The organism is Pseudomonas sp. KT_2_4, from assembly GCF_041410225.1.
Lineage (GTDB): Bacteria > Pseudomonadota > Gammaproteobacteria > Pseudomonadales > Pseudomonadaceae > Aquipseudomonas > Aquipseudomonas paracarnis.
Genome location: NZ_CP166962.1, coordinates 2,489,688 through 2,510,559, shown reverse-complemented (window position 1 = coordinate 2,510,559; position 20,872 = coordinate 2,489,688). Strand labels below are relative to the sequence as shown.

The 20,872-nt window shown below is 59.9% G+C and carries 12 protein-coding genes; 1 reads left to right on the top strand and 11 read right to left on the bottom strand.

The window, feature by feature from the left end; genetic code table 11:
- Positions 1-4 precede the first annotated feature (4 nt).
- The 3 genes from AB9N64_RS11570 to AB9N64_RS11560 all read right to left on the bottom strand — a co-directional run bounded on the left by AB9N64_RS11570 (position 5) and on the right by AB9N64_RS11560 (position 9,643).
- Entirely contained in the window at positions 5-2,428 is a 2,424-nt protein-coding gene (locus tag AB9N64_RS11570) for a hypothetical protein (protein ID WP_060766529.1), read from the bottom strand.
- Between the two features lie 482 nt (positions 2,429-2,910).
- Complete coding sequence (locus AB9N64_RS11565; protein ID WP_371360269.1) at positions 2,911-7,866, bottom strand: hemagglutinin repeat-containing protein; 4,956 nt, start codon at positions 7,864-7,866, stop codon at positions 2,911-2,913.
- 106 nt (positions 7,867-7,972) lie between these two features.
- On the bottom strand, positions 7,973-9,643 hold the full coding sequence (locus AB9N64_RS11560; RefSeq protein ID WP_256671311.1) for a ShlB/FhaC/HecB family hemolysin secretion/activation protein: 1,671 nt from the start codon (positions 9,641-9,643) through the stop codon (positions 7,973-7,975).
- Between the two features lie 517 nt (positions 9,644-10,160).
- Here AB9N64_RS11560 and nadA point away from each other — a divergent pair.
- Positions 10,161-11,219: a quinolinate synthase NadA gene (gene nadA, locus AB9N64_RS11555; protein ID WP_003193840.1), complete on the top strand. Its 1,059-nt coding sequence runs from the start codon at positions 10,161-10,163 to the stop codon at positions 11,217-11,219.
- Between the two features lie 66 nt (positions 11,220-11,285).
- Here nadA and AB9N64_RS11550 read toward each other — a convergent pair whose 3' ends face one another.
- The 8 genes from AB9N64_RS11550 to AB9N64_RS11515 all read right to left on the bottom strand — a co-directional run bounded on the left by AB9N64_RS11550 (position 11,286) and on the right by AB9N64_RS11515 (position 20,866).
- A complete protein-coding gene (locus AB9N64_RS11550) occupies positions 11,286-11,774 on the bottom strand; it encodes an RDD family protein (protein ID WP_014719703.1) in 489 nt (162 codons plus the stop codon).
- Between the two features lie 94 nt (positions 11,775-11,868).
- On the bottom strand, positions 11,869-12,090 hold the full coding sequence (locus AB9N64_RS11545) for a cold-shock protein (RefSeq protein WP_014719702.1): 222 nt from the start codon (positions 12,088-12,090) through the stop codon (positions 11,869-11,871).
- Positions 12,091-12,482: 392 nt separating this feature from the next.
- Positions 12,483-13,607 (bottom strand): glycine cleavage system aminomethyltransferase GcvT, encoded by a 1,125-nt coding sequence (gene gcvT, locus AB9N64_RS11540; RefSeq protein ID WP_038451322.1) that lies wholly within the window; start codon positions 13,605-13,607, stop codon positions 12,483-12,485.
- Between the two features lie 39 nt (positions 13,608-13,646).
- On the bottom strand, positions 13,647-15,023 hold the full coding sequence (locus tag AB9N64_RS11535; protein WP_014719700.1) for an L-serine ammonia-lyase: 1,377 nt from the start codon (positions 15,021-15,023) through the stop codon (positions 13,647-13,649).
- 160 nt (positions 15,024-15,183) lie between these two features.
- The gene (gene gcvP, locus AB9N64_RS11530; protein ID WP_020303146.1) at positions 15,184-18,021 is read right to left on the bottom strand and encodes an aminomethyl-transferring glycine dehydrogenase; all 2,838 of its coding nucleotides are present in this window, start codon (positions 18,019-18,021) and stop codon (positions 15,184-15,186) included.
- Positions 18,022-18,031: 10 nt separating this feature from the next.
- Positions 18,032-18,415: a glycine cleavage system protein GcvH gene (gene gcvH, locus AB9N64_RS11525; RefSeq protein ID WP_014719698.1), complete on the bottom strand. Its 384-nt coding sequence runs from the start codon at positions 18,413-18,415 to the stop codon at positions 18,032-18,034.
- A 406-nt stretch (positions 18,416-18,821) separates the two neighbouring features.
- On the bottom strand, positions 18,822-20,330 hold the full coding sequence (locus tag AB9N64_RS11520) for a sigma-54-dependent transcriptional regulator (RefSeq protein ID WP_003193823.1): 1,509 nt from the start codon (positions 20,328-20,330) through the stop codon (positions 18,822-18,824).
- Between the two features lie 173 nt (positions 20,331-20,503).
- A complete protein-coding gene (locus tag AB9N64_RS11515) occupies positions 20,504-20,866 on the bottom strand; it encodes a DUF5064 family protein (RefSeq protein WP_060766532.1) in 363 nt (120 codons plus the stop codon).
- Between the last annotated feature and the right edge of the window lie 6 nt (positions 20,867-20,872).

Here is a 20,872-nt window from a genome sequence, read left to right as displayed (position 1 = left end):
CCGTTTATGGTTTTGGAAAGGTCTCGGGTTTATAAGTAAAAGCCCACCATTTAAACGGATTCCAATGGGGGTTTTTCTTTGCCGGTTTGAAGTTTCTGTTTTTTGCCATTTCTCGGGAGACGTATTTTTCCGCTTCGGATCTGGCCAATGCCTTATCAGCGTCAGTCAGTGGAGTGTTCTGATTTTTTTTCAGGGTGTCCAGATAGATATTTTCTACTTTTACAATCGCAGCATTTATATCTTCCGGTACTAGGTTGGCGGTGAGGGTGCCGCTATAGCCCTTGACAGGGCGCCCTATGAGCTTCTGAAACTCCGCCGCGAAGGACGCATCTCCACCACTTGCAGAGTCACATGACAGTAGTCTTACGTTGTCAAACGTTTCCGGGTAAATGCCCGAGTCATGAAGTGTCTGAAGTAACTCTTGTGGCGTATTGAGTTTTCCGTTGTATGAAACTTTCGAGATGCCAGTAGCCGGGTCGACGCTTCCGTGCACCAGGATGTTGAGTCGTTCTTGACGGCCGTTTTTGTTGAAGTCGGTAAATGTATAAAGTTTTTCGTCAAGGGAATTTAGCTCGTTAAGCTCTCCACTTAGTACTACGTTTTTATCCACAGTGGAAAAAAGCGCTTCGCCGGTCGGTAAGTTCTCTACGGATGTCAGAAGTGAGCGCTTACTGTTTGGTATTTCGATTGTCGGAGGGACACCTTCACTGACGTGTGGTGTATCCGGTTCGCTTGGTGCGGTATTGGCGACGGAGGACACGTCGCTGTCATTCGCGGCGTTTACTTTCCTCACGAAATCAAAACGGTTGCTTTGCTCATTGTATTTCCAGCCGTAATGTTCGCTGCCAGCGATAGTCGATGCGGAGGGTGCTTCGCCCAACCCAGCCTCAGCTCCAAATGGTGCGAGTTCGTGCGCCAGCTGCAAGCCCGATATCACTGCAGCCGCTGTGCCGCCAACACGATCGTCGGCGGTCATACCATAAATGGAATCATGGGTACCGAAGACAATATTGCCCGCGTTTCCAAGGATGGGCACATAGCCGAAGGTGCGCCCCCATAATTCTTTGGCTTCCTTCCACGTTTGCTTCGAGGAACCAAATACCTCTGTTTGATCGGCCCACACGGCATTGTTGGCGTTGATCTTTTGATAATTGCTGGCAATGCCAGAGTTCAGATCTCCAAATTTTAAATGGTAGGTTTTCTTTCGCGATTGAGTGTAATTAAATAACTCTCTAACCGGAATCTGTTTGTCGCTGAGTAGATTTTTGCGTCCCGGATAGTGCGCATGATTACCCTCAATCAAATTTTCGAGCACACTGCTCGCTGATGGCCAATGAGCATCCTTTCCGCCTTGTCTGTCTTCGGCGTTAAAGCTGGCTTTTAAGGCATCACGGTTGTCTTTGGCCCAACGAGCAAAATCATCGTCTCCGCGTATTTCGCTGACTGTGCCGTTCTTCAAGTCGAGCATCAGGCCTTGATTGGGGCGGGTGTCATAATTGCCGTGATAGTTGACATAAGGAATAAACGCATACCCGGCCAGTGGATAACCGTATATGTTGGGTATGACGACATTTCCCTTATTGTCTAGCGTGCGTTCAACGGCTGATCGGCCTTCAGGCGATAGCATTTTATACGCATCTTTGTCGTTACGCAGGCCTTGCAAAGTTCCCAGCACAACATAAGCATCGGCTTTTCCCGAGTGCTTCGCCAATTCGCCCGTCTCGTCGCTCATGGTGGAGGCGACATCATCTTGCCAATGATTTTGTAGCTTCGCACCCAGCGCTTCCAGATCGTTGATCTTGCTCCGGTCTTGCGGCTTGATTTCCATGGTCTGGAAGTTGAGCAGGCCACCTCCCGGTGGTTTATCGTGCTTAAGAGCACCGGCTGCAATTTCCCATGCAAAATAGGTGCGTGTATCGGTGTTGGTCTCGACTTCCGGCTTCCATTTTCCAACGTAACTTTTGAAGGTTACAGTGATTTTTTCATGCGGGTCGAACCCGGCAGCCAATAACCCGCCGCTGAAATAACCGGCAGGCTCCAGGAACGGGCGAGTTTTCTGGAACCTGATATTACTTTCGTTTTCTTCACCGCTTTCTTCTATTTTCTTGATTTGCGTGACAACACGGTCGGCGTAAGCGTCAATCCTCTGTAGCTGTTCCTGGTGCGTATAACTTGCTGTGGGAGGGGAAACGCTGACAGAGCCATAAATGACTCCCTTGGCGAAATCTAACTCATGGTCGGGGGCGGGCGCAGGGATCGGTTTTTGTCCCAGCCCCAGCTTTTTATCTTCCGAGGCGCTCGGCGCGTCCGGAAGTGTATTTTTGACTGGCGGTGCATCGTCAATTGCCCGAGTGGAGCGACGGTGTTCAGCATTTGTTGTATGGGGATAGTTGCTGAGTGGCTGTGGCACGGGCGAGAATATATTCATTGCTGGGTCACTTTATTTATATGAGATCAACGATATAGCTTTAAACGCAGTCGTTCGGCGGGCGTGTGTGCACTGCACTAACATGCCATACCCTTTTAACGGGCTCACTGTTTAACCTCTGTTTATGGTTATAGACGCCAAAGGGAAGCGCTGAATTTTCTGGTGCGTCCGTCTGTCGAGCTTATTTTCTCTTGTTTGAAAATATCCGCATGAGGTTAGTTTTTTGTTGGGTGGTTGAGGTCTGTGAAAGGTTCCACTTTCTGGGTGTGCTTTGTTTGTAAGAACGCGATCATAAGGACCAACCTACAGCGACCCGAGAAAAAGCGTACAACTGAGCGCGCCGGCTGGCACGCTGAGAATGTGCCTGTGGAGCGAGCTTGCTCGCGAAAAACCTGAGGGCGCCGTGTACTCCAAGCATGCCAGCGTCATCGTTAACGTTCTTCGCGAGCAAGCTCGCTCCTACAGTGGGGTGGCTTTACCCTTTAGTTGATGGCCTGATCAATCCCCGCCTGCAAGGCCTGGCTCTCACTGTGCCCACCCGCTCGCAGCGGGCCCAGATTTAAGGCTTGGTCCTTGCGCGTGGCGTCGTCGTGTTTCTGGGTCAGTTCGTCCTTGGCGCCCAGGGCCAGGTTGACCGGTGACTTCGAAACGTTCAGCCCGACATCGGCACGGTAGTCGCTGCCGGCCAGTGTGGTTGCAGTCACCTTGGAGCCACCCAGCTCAACCTTGCCATTGGGCGCACTGATCCGCGCGCCCGTGAGCTGGGTATCACCCTTCACCAGCAGGTTGACGCCGTGGCCTGCGCGAATGCCTGACGCCTGGGTGACGCTGTCCTTGACCACATGGCTGACATCCAGATACAGGGTCGGGGTGTAGCTGGTGTTGCCGCTCTTGTCGCCGAACAACACGCTTTCGGCGGTGTTGGCCACCTTGCTGCCGGTGGTGTCTTTGCCACTGACGGTGTAGCTGTCGCTGGTTTTTGGCCAGACCTTATCCTTGAAGCCAGACAGGCGTGTGCCCAGGGCGTCGGTCTTGTCTGCCAGGTAAGCCTTGGCCTTGTCCACGCGAGTACCGAAGGCGCCACGGGGTTGCGGGTTCACGTCGTATCTGCCACTGCGGGTAAGTTTTTCGCCCAGGCGTTCCTTGGCATTGACCACGCTGTTGACCACGCTGTCCTTGGCCGAAGCCAGGTGCCCGGTGCCTTTGTCGACGACGTTCTCCAGCTTGTCGCGATGCTTGTCGAACGCACCTTCAGCCTTGGCTTGTACCTTGTCCTTCAGGGGGCCGCTGGTTTTGGCCAGCTTATCCACCACCCCCGGCTGGTTCTTCTCGACATCCAGCCTGGCGTCAACATTCACCTGGGTGCTGTTGACGTGGTCCTTGCGGCTTTCGACGACGAGGTCGCCGCCCACCGTGCCGTGCACCTTGTCGGCGTCGATACGCGCTCCGGCCAGATGGGTATCGCCGCCACTGTTGAGGGTGACGTCACCCGCCGTGATCACGCTGTTGTGCTGCGTGGTGCCTTGCAAGTGATCCACATCGACCTTGGCCCGCGCATTGATGCCGCGCTGGGTCTTGGGTGTCTCATGTTCACCGGCGTCGGCCAAGGTGGTTTTGCCGATGCTGGCGCCTGCGCCCAGGGTCACGCCCCAGCTGTTATGGGCCTGGGTCGATTGTGCGGACTCTTGCAGGATGCCGCCGTTTTGCGCATCCAGGCTAACGCTGGCTGCGCTGACCTGAGTGCCCTGCAAGTGGATGGCATCGGTTGCCTCAGCGGCACTGGCGAGGCTGACCTTGCCGCTGCTGTGCAATTGCCCGACGACCGCGCTCTTGTCGTTCTCCGCCACTTTACCAATATTGAAATTGGCGCTGAGGCTGCCGGTCTTGCTGCTGCTTTCGGCGCTGCTGGTCTTGCCGGCACCGAGGGTCAGACCGCCGCCCAGGTTGCTGCCGTTGCTGACGTGGCTGTCGGTGGCGGCTTGCAGGTCCAGCTTGCCGCCGGCATTGAGGCTGATATCGCCAGCCTTTGCGCCCGTGCTGCCGATCTGCGTGCCTTGCAGGGTCATGTCTGCGCCGCTGCTGAACTGAACGGGGCCGCTGCCTTGAATGGTCGCGACCTGTGCCTGGCTGTTCTGGATGTCCAGGCGCTTGTTATCCAACTGCACGCCGGCACCGAGGTTGATGTTGCTGCCATTCGCACCGGGCGCGGTGCCCACCGTCAGTGAGCCGTTGCCGCGCAGCGTGCTGCTGTTTTTGCTCTGGGTGTTGGTGGCCTGGTTGAGCGCCAGCTCACCGCCGGTCTTGAGGTTAACCCCGGCCTGGCCGCCGTCGAACTGGCTGCCTTCATAACGGGCATCGCCCTTGGCCTCGATGCTCACGCCTTGGCTGGCCACATAGCTGCCGAGCACCGCCGTGCTGGTGGATTCGCGCACATCGCTGCTGCCGCCCAGGCCGCTGCCGCGCACATTCACGTCTTCGCCGGTGGTGGTATAGACCCGCACGCCAGCCTTGGCGTCCACGCTTTGCTCGCTGCTGCTGTGGGTGTTGGCCGCTGCCGTGGCCAGGTGCTCGCCGGCCTTGATGTTCAGCCCGCCCTCGGTGGCGCGGTACTGGGTGCCCTCGTCCTGCAACGTGCCGGCTGCATTGACCTGCACCGCGGCGCCACTGAACTGGCTGACCACGGCGGTGCTGTCTTGCGTTGTGCCGGTTTTGTTCGTGTGCCCGACTTCCACATCCAGGCCGACATTGGGTTGCTCGAACGCGTCCAGCAAACCGGGCTGATGGAACTTGGCCTGGGCCACGCCCTCGACGGCTTTTTCGATCGGGCGGGTAATGCCTTTGTATTCCACATTGGCGCCAACATCGGCGGTCCAGCCGTTTTCCTTGTGGGTGCTGGTCTCGGTGGAATGGGCAGCCTGGTTGTCGATCTGACCCGCGTTGACCTGCAGTTCGGCGCCGGCCTTGGCCTGTGCACCCTCGCTGGTGAAGGTGTTGCCAGCGTTGATGGTCAGCTTGCCGGTCGCGGCCACGGTGCTGGTTTGCGCGGTGGTTTTTTCAGTGGTGTCTTGGCTGCTTTGGTGGCTGAACTGAGCGCCACTGCCCGCCCGATCAATGCCGCCGGTGTAGTAGAAACTGCCGCCGGTGGTGGTGGTGTCGACGGCTTCGGTGCGCTTGTCGTGGGCGGCCAACAGCTCGACGTTGTTGCCGCTCAGGGTGGCATCGCCTGCGGTTGCCTTGAGGTCCGAACCCTGGATGCTCACATCGCCACCGGCCTTTACTACGACACTGCCGCCCTTGAGGCTGGAACCCTGCTGCTGGGTGGTGTCGGTCTTGCGGGTTTGCTGCTGGTCTTCATAGCTCAACCCCGCACGGTACTGGCGGCTGACGCCCTCGGTTTCCTTGGCGTAGCCATCGAAGCCACGGCTATGGGTGCGAGTGGTGTCGTGGGTGGTGTTCTCGGCGGCAACGACCTTGATATCGCCCTTGGCATCCGCTTGCAGTTCACCCGCGGCGGCTACCTGGGAGCCACTGACGGTGATGTCCTTGGCACTTTGCAGCTTGAGGTTGCTGTCCGAGCGCAGGTCGCTGGCAACCACGGTGCTGTCCTTGAGGTTCTTGCGGCTTTCATCCTTGGAGAGGCCGAAGAATTTGCTGTCATTGTTGTAGCGGTTGTCGTGGGAGCTGTCCTGCACGCCGTCGATCACCAGCGAACCTTTGTCGCTGATGACATTGGCCTGCTTGCCGCCACGGGCCTGGCTACCGCTGATGCGCACGTCGTCGGCCTTGACGATCAGCTTGCCGTCGGCGTTTACCTTGCTGCCGGTGTTCGACGTCTTGCCCTGGTCACCGTCGCCTTGCTTGCCGAAGAAGCTGCCACCGGTGAGGTCGCCGGAGTAGGCGTTGTCGCGGCTGCTCTGGGTACGGCTGGCGCTGGTGATTTCCACGTGCCGGGCGGCCAGTTGAATATCGCCGGGGGTTTTCAGCTCGGCGCCTTGCACTTGCAGCTTCTGTTGGCTGGTCAGCTCCAGTGTCTTTCCGGCCTTGAGGCTGCTGGTGATGCTGCGTTGTTCGCTGCTGGATTTATCCCAGTTGGCTTTCCACAGGTGTTTGCGATGGTTGCCCTGGTCGCGGCTTTCATGGGTTTCGGTGGCGGCGTTAACGTGCAGGTCGGCACCGCTGTCGACGCGCAGAGTGTTGCCCGCTTCCACATGGCTGGCTTTGATCTCGGTGTTGGCGCCGGAAGACAGCGCCGCGTCCTGTTGCGCCACGACCTTGTTGCCGTGCTGGCGCGAGTCTTTGTCGGTGGTGGTGCGGTCGTAGGTTTCGTAGGTGAACAAGAAGTTGCTGTTGTTCCACTGCTCACGCTTTTCCTGGAGCTTGCGGCTTTCCAGGCTGCTGAGGGTCAGGTTGCGGCTGGCGTCGAGTTTGACGTTGCGCCCGCTGACGTCGGTGGCGGCCAGGTTCAAGTCCTTGGTACTGTGCAAATCGACATCGCCCTGGCGGCTGTGCACGCCAGCGCGGGTGGCGTCGAGGCTGTCGGCATGCACTTGGCCGCTGATGTCGAGGTCGCCGGCCGAACTGATCTTCACCCCGTCAGTGCCTTGCACCTGCACACCGCCCACACGCACACCGGCGCCCTCGGCGGTGCTGATGATGTTGATGCGCCCGGCCTGCATGGCGCCGAACAGGCGTGCGTCGATGCGTTGGTCCTGGGTCTTGCTGGCCGGGTCGACCTGGCGCACTTGCCCGCTGGCGAAATCGACCTGATTACGGCCCACCGTGAGGTTCAATTGATCGCGGGCGCTGAGGCGACCTTCGCTGTCGATGCGCGGCGCGATCAGGTTGATAGAGCCCTCGCGGTTGTGCAGGCCCTGGCCTTGCACTGTCAGTTGGCCGTTGGCATCGCGGGTGCTCAAGGCTTGCAGCTTGCCGTCGTTGAGTTCAGGGCGGCCGACCACCAGGTTGGCATTGGGCGTGTTGATGAAACTGCCGCCATTCACCGAAATGCCGTTAGGGTTGGCCAGCACGTAATCGGCTGCCTGGCCAAAAATCTCCTGGGCGCCGTTGAGGGTCGAGGCGTTGCGGCTGATCACTTCATTGAGGATCACGCTCGCCGCCTGGCCCTGGAACTGCGGGTTGGCTGCCAACTGCCCGGCGAGTTGGGACTGGCCAGCCTGCAAGGCGTTGTTCAACACCAGGCCCTGGCGGTCGACGTTGTAGTCCAAAAACTGGTTATGGGACAGGCCACCGGCGTTCGGCGCGACGATGTTGACGATGGGTACACCGCCCTGGTTTTGCAGTTGCGGCGTGCCGCCAGGGCCTTCGACGACGGTCAAGCCTGCGGCGAGCGCGAGTTGCGGCAGCAGGAACAGGCTGGCGATGGCCCAGCGCAGTTTGCCCTGGGGTGAAAGGTGGAAGCTGTGTGGAGTAGTCGGCATAAATAATCTCGCTCTGTGTTGGCTGATCCACGACGCGCGTTGTTCGTTGCAACGCTGCTGGAGTGGCCAGGTACGGCGGTGACTCAGGCAAAAAACGGGTGTGAGCTCATATCTGCACGCTAAGGCGCGTCAGCCAGACCTCCGGCTCCTGGCGAAAACCTGTAGGGGTGTTGAGGTTGCGTTGGTAGTCGACGTCGAGCTGCACGTTCTTCCAGCTCAGGTTGAGCCCCGCGCTGGCGCCGCTCAGGCGTTGGCTCCGGGCACCGTGTTCGTGCTTGACCCAGCCGTTGTCCAGGCCCAGGCGCGGGGTGAGCTTCACCGGCAAGTCAGTGTTGAGCGGCAGGCGCAAAGTGTTGCGCCATACCGTGCCAATGGCACCGGAAGTACTGTTTTCGCGGTAGCCGCGCACGGCCGAGTCGTCGGTGATCAGCAGTTGTTCGATGGCGGGCAATGCATCCGGGCTGTACTGCACCGATAACTGGCTTTGCCACTGCCACGGCTGCGCTGCCCATTGGCCGTTGCGCCATTGGGTGAGGTTGGCGCGGTACTTTTGAAACTGCGCCTTGGGCTGGTTTTTCTGCACTTGGCTGGCATCGCGATCGGCGCCGAACCAGGTCAGGCCCTGGGCGTAGTTGACGTCCAGGTTCCACACCGCACTGTTGAGCCAGAACAGGTTCAGGCCCGCTTCGGCCACGGTCAGCGTCGGGCTCTGGATGTCCAGGTGTACCTTCTGTAGGTAACTATCGACGTCTTTGTAGGCCAGTTGCAGATTGGCGCTCAGTTGGTGGCCCTGGTCGCGCCACAGCACACGGTCGCTGCGCAAGCTGACTTGATCGGTGCGGCCACTGTTGTAGAACGTGGCGCGGCTGAGCTTGAACGGCGAGCGGTATTCGGCATGGCTGGCGAACAGGCTGTAGGTCCAGTAACCGTAGGGGATCGAGTAGAACAGGCTGTGGCTGCGGCTGTAGCGCGGCCCATGGTTGAGCGTGTCGCTGAAGCTCAGGTTGAGCGAGTCGTTGATTTGCAGCGGGCTGTCCAGGCTCAAGTTGATTGCATTGCGATCCCGCCCGGTGCCGGCGCTGCCGAGGTTATCCACCCCCAGGCCCAGGGCCCAGCGCGAGGCGCTGCTGCGCGTGCGCAGGATGATGCGCGAGGCGCCCGCTGTGCTGCCTGGGGCGATGTCGGCGGTGAGGTCGACCGAGCGCAGGCGGTTGAGCTGGTCCAGGCCCTGTTCCAGGTCTCGCAGGTTCAGTGGTTTGCCGAGCATGCCGGGGAATGCCCCGCCCAATGACACCGGCAGGCTCTGGTCGGCCAGCTCGATGGTCTCCAGGTAGCCTTCTTCGACGTGAATATCCAGCGGCTGCCCGGCGGTGGGTGCACTGATCAGGTAGGGGCGGCTGGCGATATAACCGGCCTCGACATACAGCCGGGTGATCTCGGCCAGCAGGCGGTTGATCTGGGTGACGCCCATGCAAGGCGCCACGTAGGGCTCGATGTGTTTGTCCAACTCGGCACGGCTGAACAGCGTGACCCCGGCCAGGCGCGTACCGCTCAAGGGCCAGCAGTGTTCATCCCTGGCGATGTCCGTGGGCAAGGCGGGTATGGCCGCTGGTGTACCGAAGCTGCCGCGTTGCATCTGGCGTTGGCGCTGCTCCAGGTGTAATTGCTGCAGGTCGCGTTGCTGTTGTTGCTGCAAGCGCAGGGCTTCCTGGCCTGGCTGCGGCACCTCGGCGCCAGCCACGGGCAGCGCCCACAGGCAGAGCAGGGCGATGCCCAGATTACGGATACAACACAAGTGTCCGGTTGAGAGCTGATTTGGCACTCGACATCCTTAACGTAGAAATACACACGATCCATACCGTCTGAGCCAGCGTTGAACTCAGCGGTAGTTGCCCTACTTGAGTGAGTGGTCGACGGTTTGTTACATCGCTGTAGGATTTATTACACAAGACGTAAGAAAAATCGCGTAATTCAGTGCTTAAATGCACAAAATTAGGGCGCGACAGGGTGTGGGGGCCTGATATTCCTGATTTTTCAGGCGTGTGGGAGGGAAAGGGTCGGTTTTGATTGTTGTGCAGGCATCGCCTAATCGGCGTGTCGCGGCCAGGGATCGGGCACTTGGCCGGGTCACTAGATTAGGCTTTTGAATCCATTGGATATTCTGTAGCCTTGCGCAGCTTTAAGCTTTACCCGTGCTTGATGAACAAAAACACTTCGTCCGGCGGCGCCCGAAGGGCTCCGGAGCCGGTGGTACACTCGACTTTCGCGCTACTGCGCCTGCAGGTCTTGCGAACATGACGCACATTTCCGAACGCCTACTGGTTCAAGCCCACCTCGACGCCAAGCAGCCCAAGGTGCTCAGCGCTGCTGAAGAGGCGAGCCTGCGAACCGCCATTGCCGCCGAGCTCAAGGCTCAGGACGCGGTGTTGGTTGCCCACTTTTATTGCGACCCGGTGATTCAGGCCCTGGCCGAAGAAACCGGTGGCTGTGTTTCCGACTCCCTGGAGATGGCGCGCTTCGGTGCCGCCCACCCTGCCAAGACCGTACTGGTGGCTGGCGTGCGTTTCATGGGGGAGACCGCCAAGATCCTCACGCCTGAAAAACGCATCCTGATGCCGACCCTGGAAGCCACCTGCTCCCTGGACCTGGGTTGCCCGGTGGATGAGTTTTCCGCGTTCTGCGATCAACACCCCGAGCGCACCGTGGTGGTGTACGCCAACACCTCGGCGGCGGTCAAAGCCCGGGCGGATTGGGTGGTGACCTCCAGCTGCGCGCTGGAAATCGTCGAAAGCCTGATGGACAACGGCGAGACCATTATCTGGGGCCCTGACAAACACCTGGGCACCTACATCCAGCGCCAGACCGGTGCCGACATGCTGCTGTGGGACGGTGCCTGCATCGTCCACGAAGAGTTCAAGTCCAAGCAGCTCGAAGACATGAAGGCGCTCTACCCGGATGCAGCGATCCTGGTGCACCCGGAGTCACCGACTTCGGTGATCGAACTGGCGGACGCGGTGGGTTCCACCAGCCAGCTGATCGCCGCAGCGCAACGCTTGCCGAACAAAACCTTTATCGTCGCCACCGACCGCGGCATCTTCTACAAGATGCAGCAGCTGTGCCCGGACAAAGTCTTCGTCGAAGCGCCTACCGCCGGTAACGGTGCAGCCTGCCGCAGTTGCGCGCACTGCCCGTGGATGGCGATGAATACGCTGGAGCGCACGTTGCAATGCCTGCGCGAGGGCAGTAATGAGATCTTCGTGGAACCGGCGGTGATTCCGCAGGCCGTACGGCCGCTCAAGCGCATGCTCGACTTTACCCAGGCAGCACGGTTGAAACTGGCCGGCAACGCCTGATCCTCAGGCTGAGACAAATCAAAATGTGGGAGCCAGCTCCCACAGTTGATCTGTGATGCGCTTGAGTTACTTCTTTGGCTTCGGGATCCGCACCAACTGCGTATCCGAATAGATGTCATGCCAGCTGCGTTTGTGTTTATCGAACAACGACCAGATAAACCCCAACCCCACGCACAGCCATGACGCAATCGACACCACAAAACGCAACAGTGCCTGCCACAGGCTGATCCGCGACCCATCGGCGTTTTGCACGCGCACGCCCCACACCTGCATGCCCAGGGTTTGCCCCGAATGGGTCCAGAACTTGGCGAAGAACCCGAACAGCACGAACAGCAGCAGAGTCGACAGCAACGGGTCACCGTCCAGCGCGCCGGACTCGGTGAGCGTGCGCATCTTCGCTTCGCCCACGAAGGCGATCCACACCAGCTTGTAGATAAACGCGGTGACGATCAGCAGGGCGGTGCACAGCAGGAAATCGTAGAACATCGCTGCCAGGCGACGGCCCAGGCCAACGGCGGGGAATTCGCCCTGGGGGCTCAACAGGGGTTTGGACATGGCAGGGCTCTCTGGAGAAAGCACGCAGTTTACGCAATGGCGCCCATAAAAAAGCCCCTGATGTCATATCAGGGGCTTTTTGTCGCAGCAAGGATCAGCCTTCTGCTTGTACTTCGTCAGCCTGCAGGCCTTTTTGGCCTTGTACTGAAACGAAGGTGACCTTCTGGCCTTCCTTCAGGCTCTTGAAACCGTTGCCCTGGATAGCGCGGAAATGCACGAACAGATCCGGGCCGCTTTCAGGAGTGATAAAACCAAACCCTTTCTCGTCGTTGAACCACTTGACGGTACCGCTCTGACGTCCACCTTTATCCGACATTTTCTTCTTTCCTTTGACGCTAAAAATTAATGACAGCCCCTTTCACACGAAAGAGTACTGGGCTGGGTTGCAGGAAAGTAAGAGACGTCGAACGGGTTGTAGCAAACTACTTGAGCTACTGCCCAGGTCCAGGTTCCAAGCGACCCATGCAAACACAGTGGGCAAACTCTACGCCAACTAATATGAAAAAAACAAGCCCTTGTGCAGGCCCTTGTTTTATTGGGTCTCATGACACTTTGTTGAATGTTCTGATACCGGCTTATTCGATAGAGTTATTCACTTGTTATAGGGCGTCAGCTATAAAAAGCCTATCGTGAATGCACTGTTTTATGGCGGTTGCGTTACAGTTCAGTGCACATTAACGCAACCGCGTTACTTATAGAAACAGTCAATCAGCCACGGTAGTAACGTTGCGGAACGAATGGCATTTTACTTACACGCAGTGGCACCTTTTTCCCACGTACCATAGCGCTAACTTCGGTATCCAATGCGACAAATGCGCTGTCCAGGTAACCCATCGCCAGCGGGCCGCCCAAGGTTGGGCCAAAGCCTCCGCTGCACACGCTGCCGATTACCGTACCCTGTGCATCGACAATTTCAGCGCCTTCACGCACCGGGGTACGCTCCTGCGGCAGCAGGCCTACGCGTTTGCGCGCCACCCCGGTTTGCTGTTGGGTGAAGATGCGGTCGGCGCCAGGGAAGCCGCCGGCCCGTGCGCCATCGGCACGCCGAGCCTTGGAAATCGCCCACAACAGGCTGGCTTCGATTGGCGTGGTGTCGGTGTTCATGTCATGGCCGTACAGGCACAGGCCGGCTTCCAGGCGTAGCGAATCGCGGGCGCCCAGGCCGATGGCCTGCACTTCGGTTTCGGCCAGCAGGCTGCGGGCCAGGCTCTCGGCATTGGCCGCCGGCACGGAGATTTCAAAGCCGTCTTCACCGGTGTAGCCGGAGCGGCTGACGTAGCACTCCACGCCCAGCAAACGCAGGGTGGCAAATTGCATGAAGGTCATCTGGGTAACTTCAGGGGCCAGGCGCGCCAATACTTTCACTGCCGCCGGGCCTTGCAGGGCGAGCAGGGCGCGTTCTTCGAACAGCGGTTCGATGGTGCATTGGTCGCCGATATGTGTGCGCAGGTGTGCCAGGTCCTGGTCCTTGCAGGCGGCGTTGACCACCAGGAACAATTCGTCGTTGCCCAGGTTGGCGACCATCAGGTCGTCGAGGATGCCGCCTTGCTCGTTGGTAAACATCGCATAGCGCTGCATGCCCACCGGCAGGTCGATGATATCGACGGGCACCAGGGTTTCCAGGGCCTTGGCGGCATTCGCGCCAGTGAGACGAATCTGGCCCATGTGGGAAACATCGAACAGCCCGGCCTGTTCACGGGTATGCAAGTGTTCTTTCATCACGCCCAATGGATACTGCACCGGCATGTCGTAGCCGGCGAAGGGCACCATGCGCGCGCCGAGTTCGAGGTGCAAGGCGTGCAGAGGAGTTTTCAACAGGGTTTCGGTGGACATATTCAGCTCCTGAAAAACGTGCCGACGCGCTTGTGGGCGTCAGCACTCGATAATGTTGACCGCCAAACCGCCACGGGCGGTTTCCTTGTATTTGCTTTTCATGTCGGCGCCGGTCTGGCGCATGGTGCGGATGACCTTGTCGAGGGACACAAAGTGCTGGCCGTCGCCACGCAGGGCCATGCGCACCGCATTGATCGCCTTCACCGAGCCCATGGCATTGCGCTCGATGCACGGCACCTGCACCAGCCCGCCAATGGGGTCGCAGGTCAGGCCGAGGTTGTGTTCCATGCCTATCTCGGCGGCGTTTTCCACTTGGGACACGCTGCCGCCCAGCACTTCACAGAGTGCGCCTGCGGCCATGGAACAGGCCACGCCGACTTCGCCCTGGCAACCGACTTCGGCGCCTGAGATCGAAGCATTTTCCTTGTACAAAATGCCGATGGCGGCCGCGGTGAGCAAAAAGCGCACCACACCGTCTTCGTTCGCGCCGGGGATGAAGCGCATGTAGTAGTGCAGCACGGCGGGAATGATCCCAGCCGCGCCATTGGTGGGCGCAGTGACCACGCGCCCGCCATTGGCGTTTTCTTCGTTGACTGCCAGCGCATACAGGTTGACCCAATCGAGCACCGACAGCGGGTCGCGCAGCGCCGACTCCGGGTTCTTGCACAACTGCCGATGCAAGGCCGCCGCCCGGCGCTTGACCTTCAAGCCTCCGGGCAAGATACCTTCGTTGCGACAGCCGGCATCGACGCAGTCCTGCATGACTTGCCAGATCTTCAACAACCCGCTGCGGGTTTCGGCTTCCGGGCGCCAGGCACTTTCATTGGTCAGCATCACCTGGCTGATAGACAGGCCATAGGTGGCGCAATGGCCGAGCAAGTCCTTGGCGTGTTTGAACGGGAAGGTCAGGGGTGTGGCGTCTTCGACGATACGGTCGGCGCCCGCCGCGTCTTCATCCACCACGAAACCGCCACCGACCGAGTAGTACTCGCGGCTACGGGTCTGAATGCCGGCGGCGTCAAAGGCACGAAAGATCATGCCGTTGGGGTGATAGGCAAGGGGCTTGCGAATCATCGCCAGGTGTTCTTTCTCGTTGAACGCAATGCTGTGTTCGCCGAGCAGGTTGAGGCGCCCGTCACTGCGCATCTGCGCCAGGCGTGCAGCCACGGTTTCGGTATTCACGGTGTCCGGATGTTCGCCTTCCAGGCCCAGCAACACAGCCTTGTCGCTGCCGTGGCCTTTGCCGGTGGCGCCCAGCGATCCATAAAGTTCCACCTTGATGCCGGTGGTGGTGCTCAGCAGGTTGTCACGCTTGAGCCCCTCGACAAATCGAGCGGCGGCACGCATCGGGCCTACGGTGTGGGAACTGGAGGGGCCAATGCCAATTTTGAACAGGTCGAACACGCTAAGGGACATGGTTGTTCTCCGGTTTCTTATTATTTTCTGGGCTGGACTCGATCAATGTGGGAGCCGGGCTTGCCCGCGATAGCGGTGGGTCAGACAACATCACTGTCGGCTGATACACCGCTATCGCAGGCAAGCCAGCTCCCACACTGGCCGCGTATCTCCCGTCAGATCAGGCGTAGCTCTCGATAGAAGGGCACGCACACACCAGGTTGCGATCGCCAAACACGTTGTCAACCCGGCCAACCGGCGGCCAGTACTTGCCTTCGATCAATGAAGCCACCGGGTACACCGCTTGTTCACGGCTGTATGGGTGGCTCCATTCGCCCACCAGTTCAGCGGCGGTGTGCGGCGCGTTTTTGAGTGGGTTGTCGTCTTTGTCCAATGTGCCGTTTTCCACCGCGCGAATTTCTTCGCGGATGGCGATCATGGCGTCGCAGAAGCGGTCCAGCTCTTCCTTGGATTCACTTTCGGTCGGCTCGATCATCAAGGTGCCGGCCACTGGGAACGACATGGTCGGCGCATGGAAACCAAAATCGATCAGGCGCTTGGCCACGTCGTCCACGCTGATGCCGCTGCTGTCTTTCAACGGGCGCAGGTCCAGGATGCATTCGTGGGCCACCAGGCCATTGCTGCCGGTGTACAGCACCGGGTAGTGCTCTTCCAGGCGACGGGAAATGTAGTTGGCATTCAGGATCGCCAACTGCGACGCACGCTTGAGGCCGGCGCCGCCCATCATGCTGATGTACATCCAGGTGATCGGCAGAATGCTCGCGCTGCCGAACGGCGCAGCGCACACCGCGCCTTCCTTGCGTTCCATGGCTGCGTGGCCGGGCAGGAATGGCGTGAGGTGCGACTTGACGCCAATCGGGCCAACGCCTGGGCCGCCACCGCCGTGGGGAATGCAGAAGGTCTTGTGCAGGTTCAGGTGGGACACGTCGCCGCCGAACTTGCCCGGTGCGCACAGGCCGACCATCGCGTTCATGTTGGCGCCGTCGATGTACACCTGGCCGCCGTTGTCGTGAATGATCCCGCAAATTTCGCGGATACCTTCCTCGAACACGCCGTGGGTGGACGGATAAGTGATCATCAGCGCAGCGAGGTGCTCGCGGTGCTCGATGGCCTTGGCGCGCAGGTCTTCGATGTCGACGTTGCCGCGCGCGTCGCAAGCGGTGACCACCACGCGCATGCCGGCCATGTTGGCGGTGGCAGGGTTGGTGCCGTGGGCTGACGACGGGATCAGGCAGATGTCGCGACGTGCTTCGCCACGGCTCTGGTGATAGGCGCGGATGGCCAGGAGGCCGGCGTACTCACCCTGGGAACCGGCGTTGGGTTGCAGGGAGATCGCGTCGTAACCGGTCGCTGCACATAGCATGGCTTCCAGTTCGCTGGTCAGTTGCTGGTAGCCGGCGCTTTGCGCGGCGGGGGCGAATGGGTGCAGGGCACCGAATTCGGCCCAGGTCACCGGGATCATTTCGCTGGCGGCGTTGAGCTTCATGGTGCACGAACCCAGCGGGATCATGGTGCGGTCCAGGGCCAGGTCCTTGTCGGCCAGCTTGCGCAGGTAGCGCATCAGCTCGGTTTCCGAGTGATAACGGTTGAACACCGGGTGGCTGAGGATCGGCGACTGGCGCAGCAACGCGCTCGGCAGGGTGCTGTCGGTGGCGGCAAAGGCTGGCAGGGTTTTGCCGTCCGCGAAGATGGCCCACAAGGCCTCGATATCGGCCTGGGTGGTGGTTTCGTCGACCGACAGGCCAACGCGCTCGCCATCCACCACGCGCAGGTTGATGCGCTGGGCGCGGGCCTTGTCGTGCAGGGCGGCGGTGTGGGCGCCGGTATTGAGGGTCAGGGTGTCGAAGAAGTGTGCCTGCTCGACGTTCTGGCCCAGGGCCGTCAAGCCCTTGGCCAGGATCGCGGTCAGCTGGTGAATGCGCTGGGCGATCTGGGTCAGGCCTTTGGGGCCGTGGTACACGGCGTACATGCTGGCGATGTTGGCCAGCAGCACTTGGGCAGTGCAGATGTTGCTGGTGGCTTTCTCGCGGCGGATATGTTGCTCGCGGGTCTGCATGGCCAGGCGCAGGGCCGGCTTGCCGAAGCGGTCGACGGAAACACCGACCAGACGGCCTGGCATATCGCGCTTGAACGCATCCTTGGTGGAGAAGTACGCCGCGTGCGGGCCACCGAAGCCCAGTGGCACGCCAAAGCGCTGTGCGCTGCCAATGGCGACGTCGGCGCCGAATTCACCCGGCGGCGTCAGCAGGGTCAGGGCCATCAGGTCGGCGGCTACGGCGACCAGGGCGTTGGCGGCGTGGAAGCGCTCGGTCAGCTCGCGGTAATCGAATACATCGCCGTTACTGGCCGGGTATTGCAGCAGGGCACCGAAGAACGCGCTGACGTCGGTCAGTTCACGCTCATCGCCGACCACCACATCGATGCCCAAAGGTTCAGCACGGGTGCGCAATACGTCGAGGGTTTGCGGGTGGCTGTGCACCGACGCGAAGAACGCGTGGCTGCCTTTGTTCTTGCTCAGGCGCTTGCAGAAGGTCATGGCTTCAGCAGCGGCGGTGGCTTCGTCAAGCAGGGAGGCGTTGGCAATCGGCAGGCCGGTGAGGTCGCTGATCAGGGTCTGGAAATTCAGCAGGGCTTCCAGGCGGCCTTGGGAAATCTCGGGTTGATACGGCGTGTAGGCGGTGTACCAGGCCGGGTTTTCCAGCAGGTTGCGCAGGATCGGCGACGGCGTGTGGCAGTTGTAATAGCCCTGGCCGATGTAGGTCTTGAACAGTTGGTTCTGGCTGGCGATGGCCTTGATCTTGGCCAGGGCCTGGGCTTCGCTCAGGCCGTCTTCCAGGCCGAGCACGCTGGTGCCCTTGATGCTTTCCGGGATCACGCTGGCGCTCAGGGCTTCGAGGGAATCAAACCCCAGGCTGGCGAGCATTTGCTGCTCGTCTTCCTGGCGCGGGCCGATGTGGCGGGCGATGAATTCGTTGGCGGTGGTCAGATTAACGGTCATGGCGCGCTCCTCAAGCTTCAGCGTTGGCTTTGATCAGACGGTCGTACGCATCCTGATCCAACAGCTTAGCCACTGCATCGGCATCGGCGGGTTTAAAGCGGAAGAACCAGCCTTCGCCCATCGGGTCTTCGTTGACCAGTTCCGGGCTGCCATCGAGCTTGTCGTTGACTTCGAGGACTTCACCGTCCAACGGCATGTACACACCACTGGCGGCCTTGACCGACTCCACGGTGGAGGCTTCGGCGCCCTTGGTATAAGCCTGCAACTCTGGCAGTTGCACGAAAACCACATCACCCAGCGCGTTCTGCGCAAAAGCGGTGATACCCACGGTGACGCTGCCATCGGCTTCGGCGCGCAGCCATTCGTGATCTTCAGTGAAACGCAACTCGCTCATGGAAACTCCTCAGGGCCAGAATCGTCTGGTGGACGGGATTGGAATAATGAGGAGTTGCTTAGCAATATCGCGGCCAACGTTATTAAGTCGTTATAGATCAAAGAGTTAATAAATTCCGCCAGAGGCTTAATCGAATGTGCTGTAGCGTTTTCGCTACAGTCGAGTGCGTGAAAAAAAGCCTATGTGGATCAAAGCCTTGCATGGCGCGCAAAAAACAGGGTTGTAGCGATATCGTTACGCTGTAGCGCTTTCAGTACACGGAATGTCGTTCTCAGACCAAATCTGTAATGCGGTCTCTATGGGAGCTGGCTTGCCTGCGATAGCGGTCTACCCGTCACTAAGGCGTTGGATGACCCAACGCTATCGCAGGCAAGCCAGCTCCTACAGTTGAACCGCGTTTATTCCGTCAGGGTTTGTTGGGAATGCCGTATTTGCGCAGGCGATGGGCGATAGCCGTGTGGGAGGTTTGCAGCCGGCTGGCCAGTTGGCGGGTCGAGGGGTAGCGGCTGTAGAGGCTTTCCAGCAGGCTCCGCTCGAAATCTTCCACGGCCTGTTCCAGGCTGTCGACTTCACCATCGCTCTGGCGAGCCACGGAGGTGCCGGCGATGTCCAGGTCGCCGATGTCCACCAGGCTGCTTTCGCAGATGGCGGCAGCGCGGAAGATCACGTTTTGCAACTGCCGCACGTTGCCCGGCCAGTGGTTGCCCAGCAGGGCTGGATAGGTACCCGGCGCCAGGCGGCAGACCGGGCGCTGGATCTGCGCGCAGGCTTGCTGCATGAAGTAGCGCGCCAGCAGCAGGATGTCCTGGCCGCGTTCACGCAAAGGCGGCACGGCGACGTTGAGCACGTTGAGGCGGTAAAACAGATCTTCGCGAAAGGTGCCTTCGCTGACCATCTTTTCCAGGTCGCGGTGGGTGGCGCTGAGGATGCGCACATTGACCTTTACTTCGCGGTCGCCACCCACGCGGCGAAAGCTGCCGTCGTTGAGAAAGCGCAGCAGTTTGGCTTGCAGGTACGGCGACATTTCACCGATCTCATCGAGAAACACCGTGCCCTGGTTGGCCAACTCCATCAGCCCCGGTTTACCACCGCGTTGCGCGCCGGTAAAGGCGCCCGGCGCATAGCCGAACAATTCACTTTCGGCGAGGTTTTCCGGCAACGCCGCGCAGTTCAGTGCCAGAAACGGCGCACTGTGACGCGCACTGATGGCGTGGCAGGCGCGGGCCACCAGCTCTTTGCCGGTGCCGGTTTCGCCCTGGATCAGCAGCGGTGCATCCAGCGCCGCCACCCGTTGCGCCCGAGCCTTGAGCGTGCGGATCGCCGGGGACTCGCCCAGCAGCGCATCAAACCCTTCGGCATGGTCATGATGCAGCGCCGACAGTTGTTCGCCGATGCGGTTGGGCTGGTAGAGGGTAAGCAGGGCGCCAGCGTCGGTGATCGGCGTGGCGCCCAGCAGCAGGGTCTGGCCGTTGACGCTGATCTCGCGCAACGGTAAGCGAAAGCCCTGGTCCAGCAAGGTTTCCAGCAAGGCCGGATCATCGAACAGCTCGGCGATGCTCTCACCGGCCGGTTCACGCCCGTACAAGGCGATCAGCGCCGGATTGGCCAGCAGGATCTTGCCTGCACTGTCCAGGGCCAGCACCGGGTCGGTCATGGCCGCCAGCAGGGCGTCGAGTTGCAAGTGGCGACGCTGGCCCGGAAGGATGTCGACGACCTTTACCGCCTGCACGCCGTGCACGCTGAACAACGCATCGCGCAGCTCTTCAAGCACCTCGGCGCTGAGGGTCGGCGCATCGATATAGACATTGGGCGGCACCATTTCCACCGCATCCAGATTGAGATTGCGCCCACCGAGCAAGGCCAGGACTTCCTGGGTGATGCCGACGCGGTCGATGAAGCTGACGTGGATACGCATGGGGCGGATCTTGATTCTGGAGTGCTGAGGGTGGCCAGTATGCCTTGGAGCCGGTGGAGATCAAAATGTGGGAGCTGGCTTGCCTGCGATGGCGGTGGGTCAGTTACCGAAAATATCGTCTGACAGGTCGCTATCGCAGGCAAGCCAGCGCCCACATTCGATTGGGGGGCAGGTTATTCCAGGTGTTCGGGTTTGACCGGGTCGCCGGATTTCACATCCAGTTGATGCCGCACATCTTCAAACATCAGGTCGTACTGCTTGTGCATCGACCCATTCAACACGGCCATCTTCGGCATGCCGTATTTCTGCGCGATGTTCATCGCGTGCCGGGCAAAGTCGTACGCCTGATCCTTGGGCAGGAAGAACTCTTCCTGGAGGTCCTTGCCCTGCACCGAACCGTGCAGTTTGAAGAGCATTCCCTTGCCTTCCTTTGGGTCCTGGCTGACTTCATAGTCGATGCACAGGTTATAGCTGTAGTCATGCTCGTTCAGCGCGTGTCGCTCGATATGCAGGTGGCCGGGTTCAAAGATAGCCATAGGCGT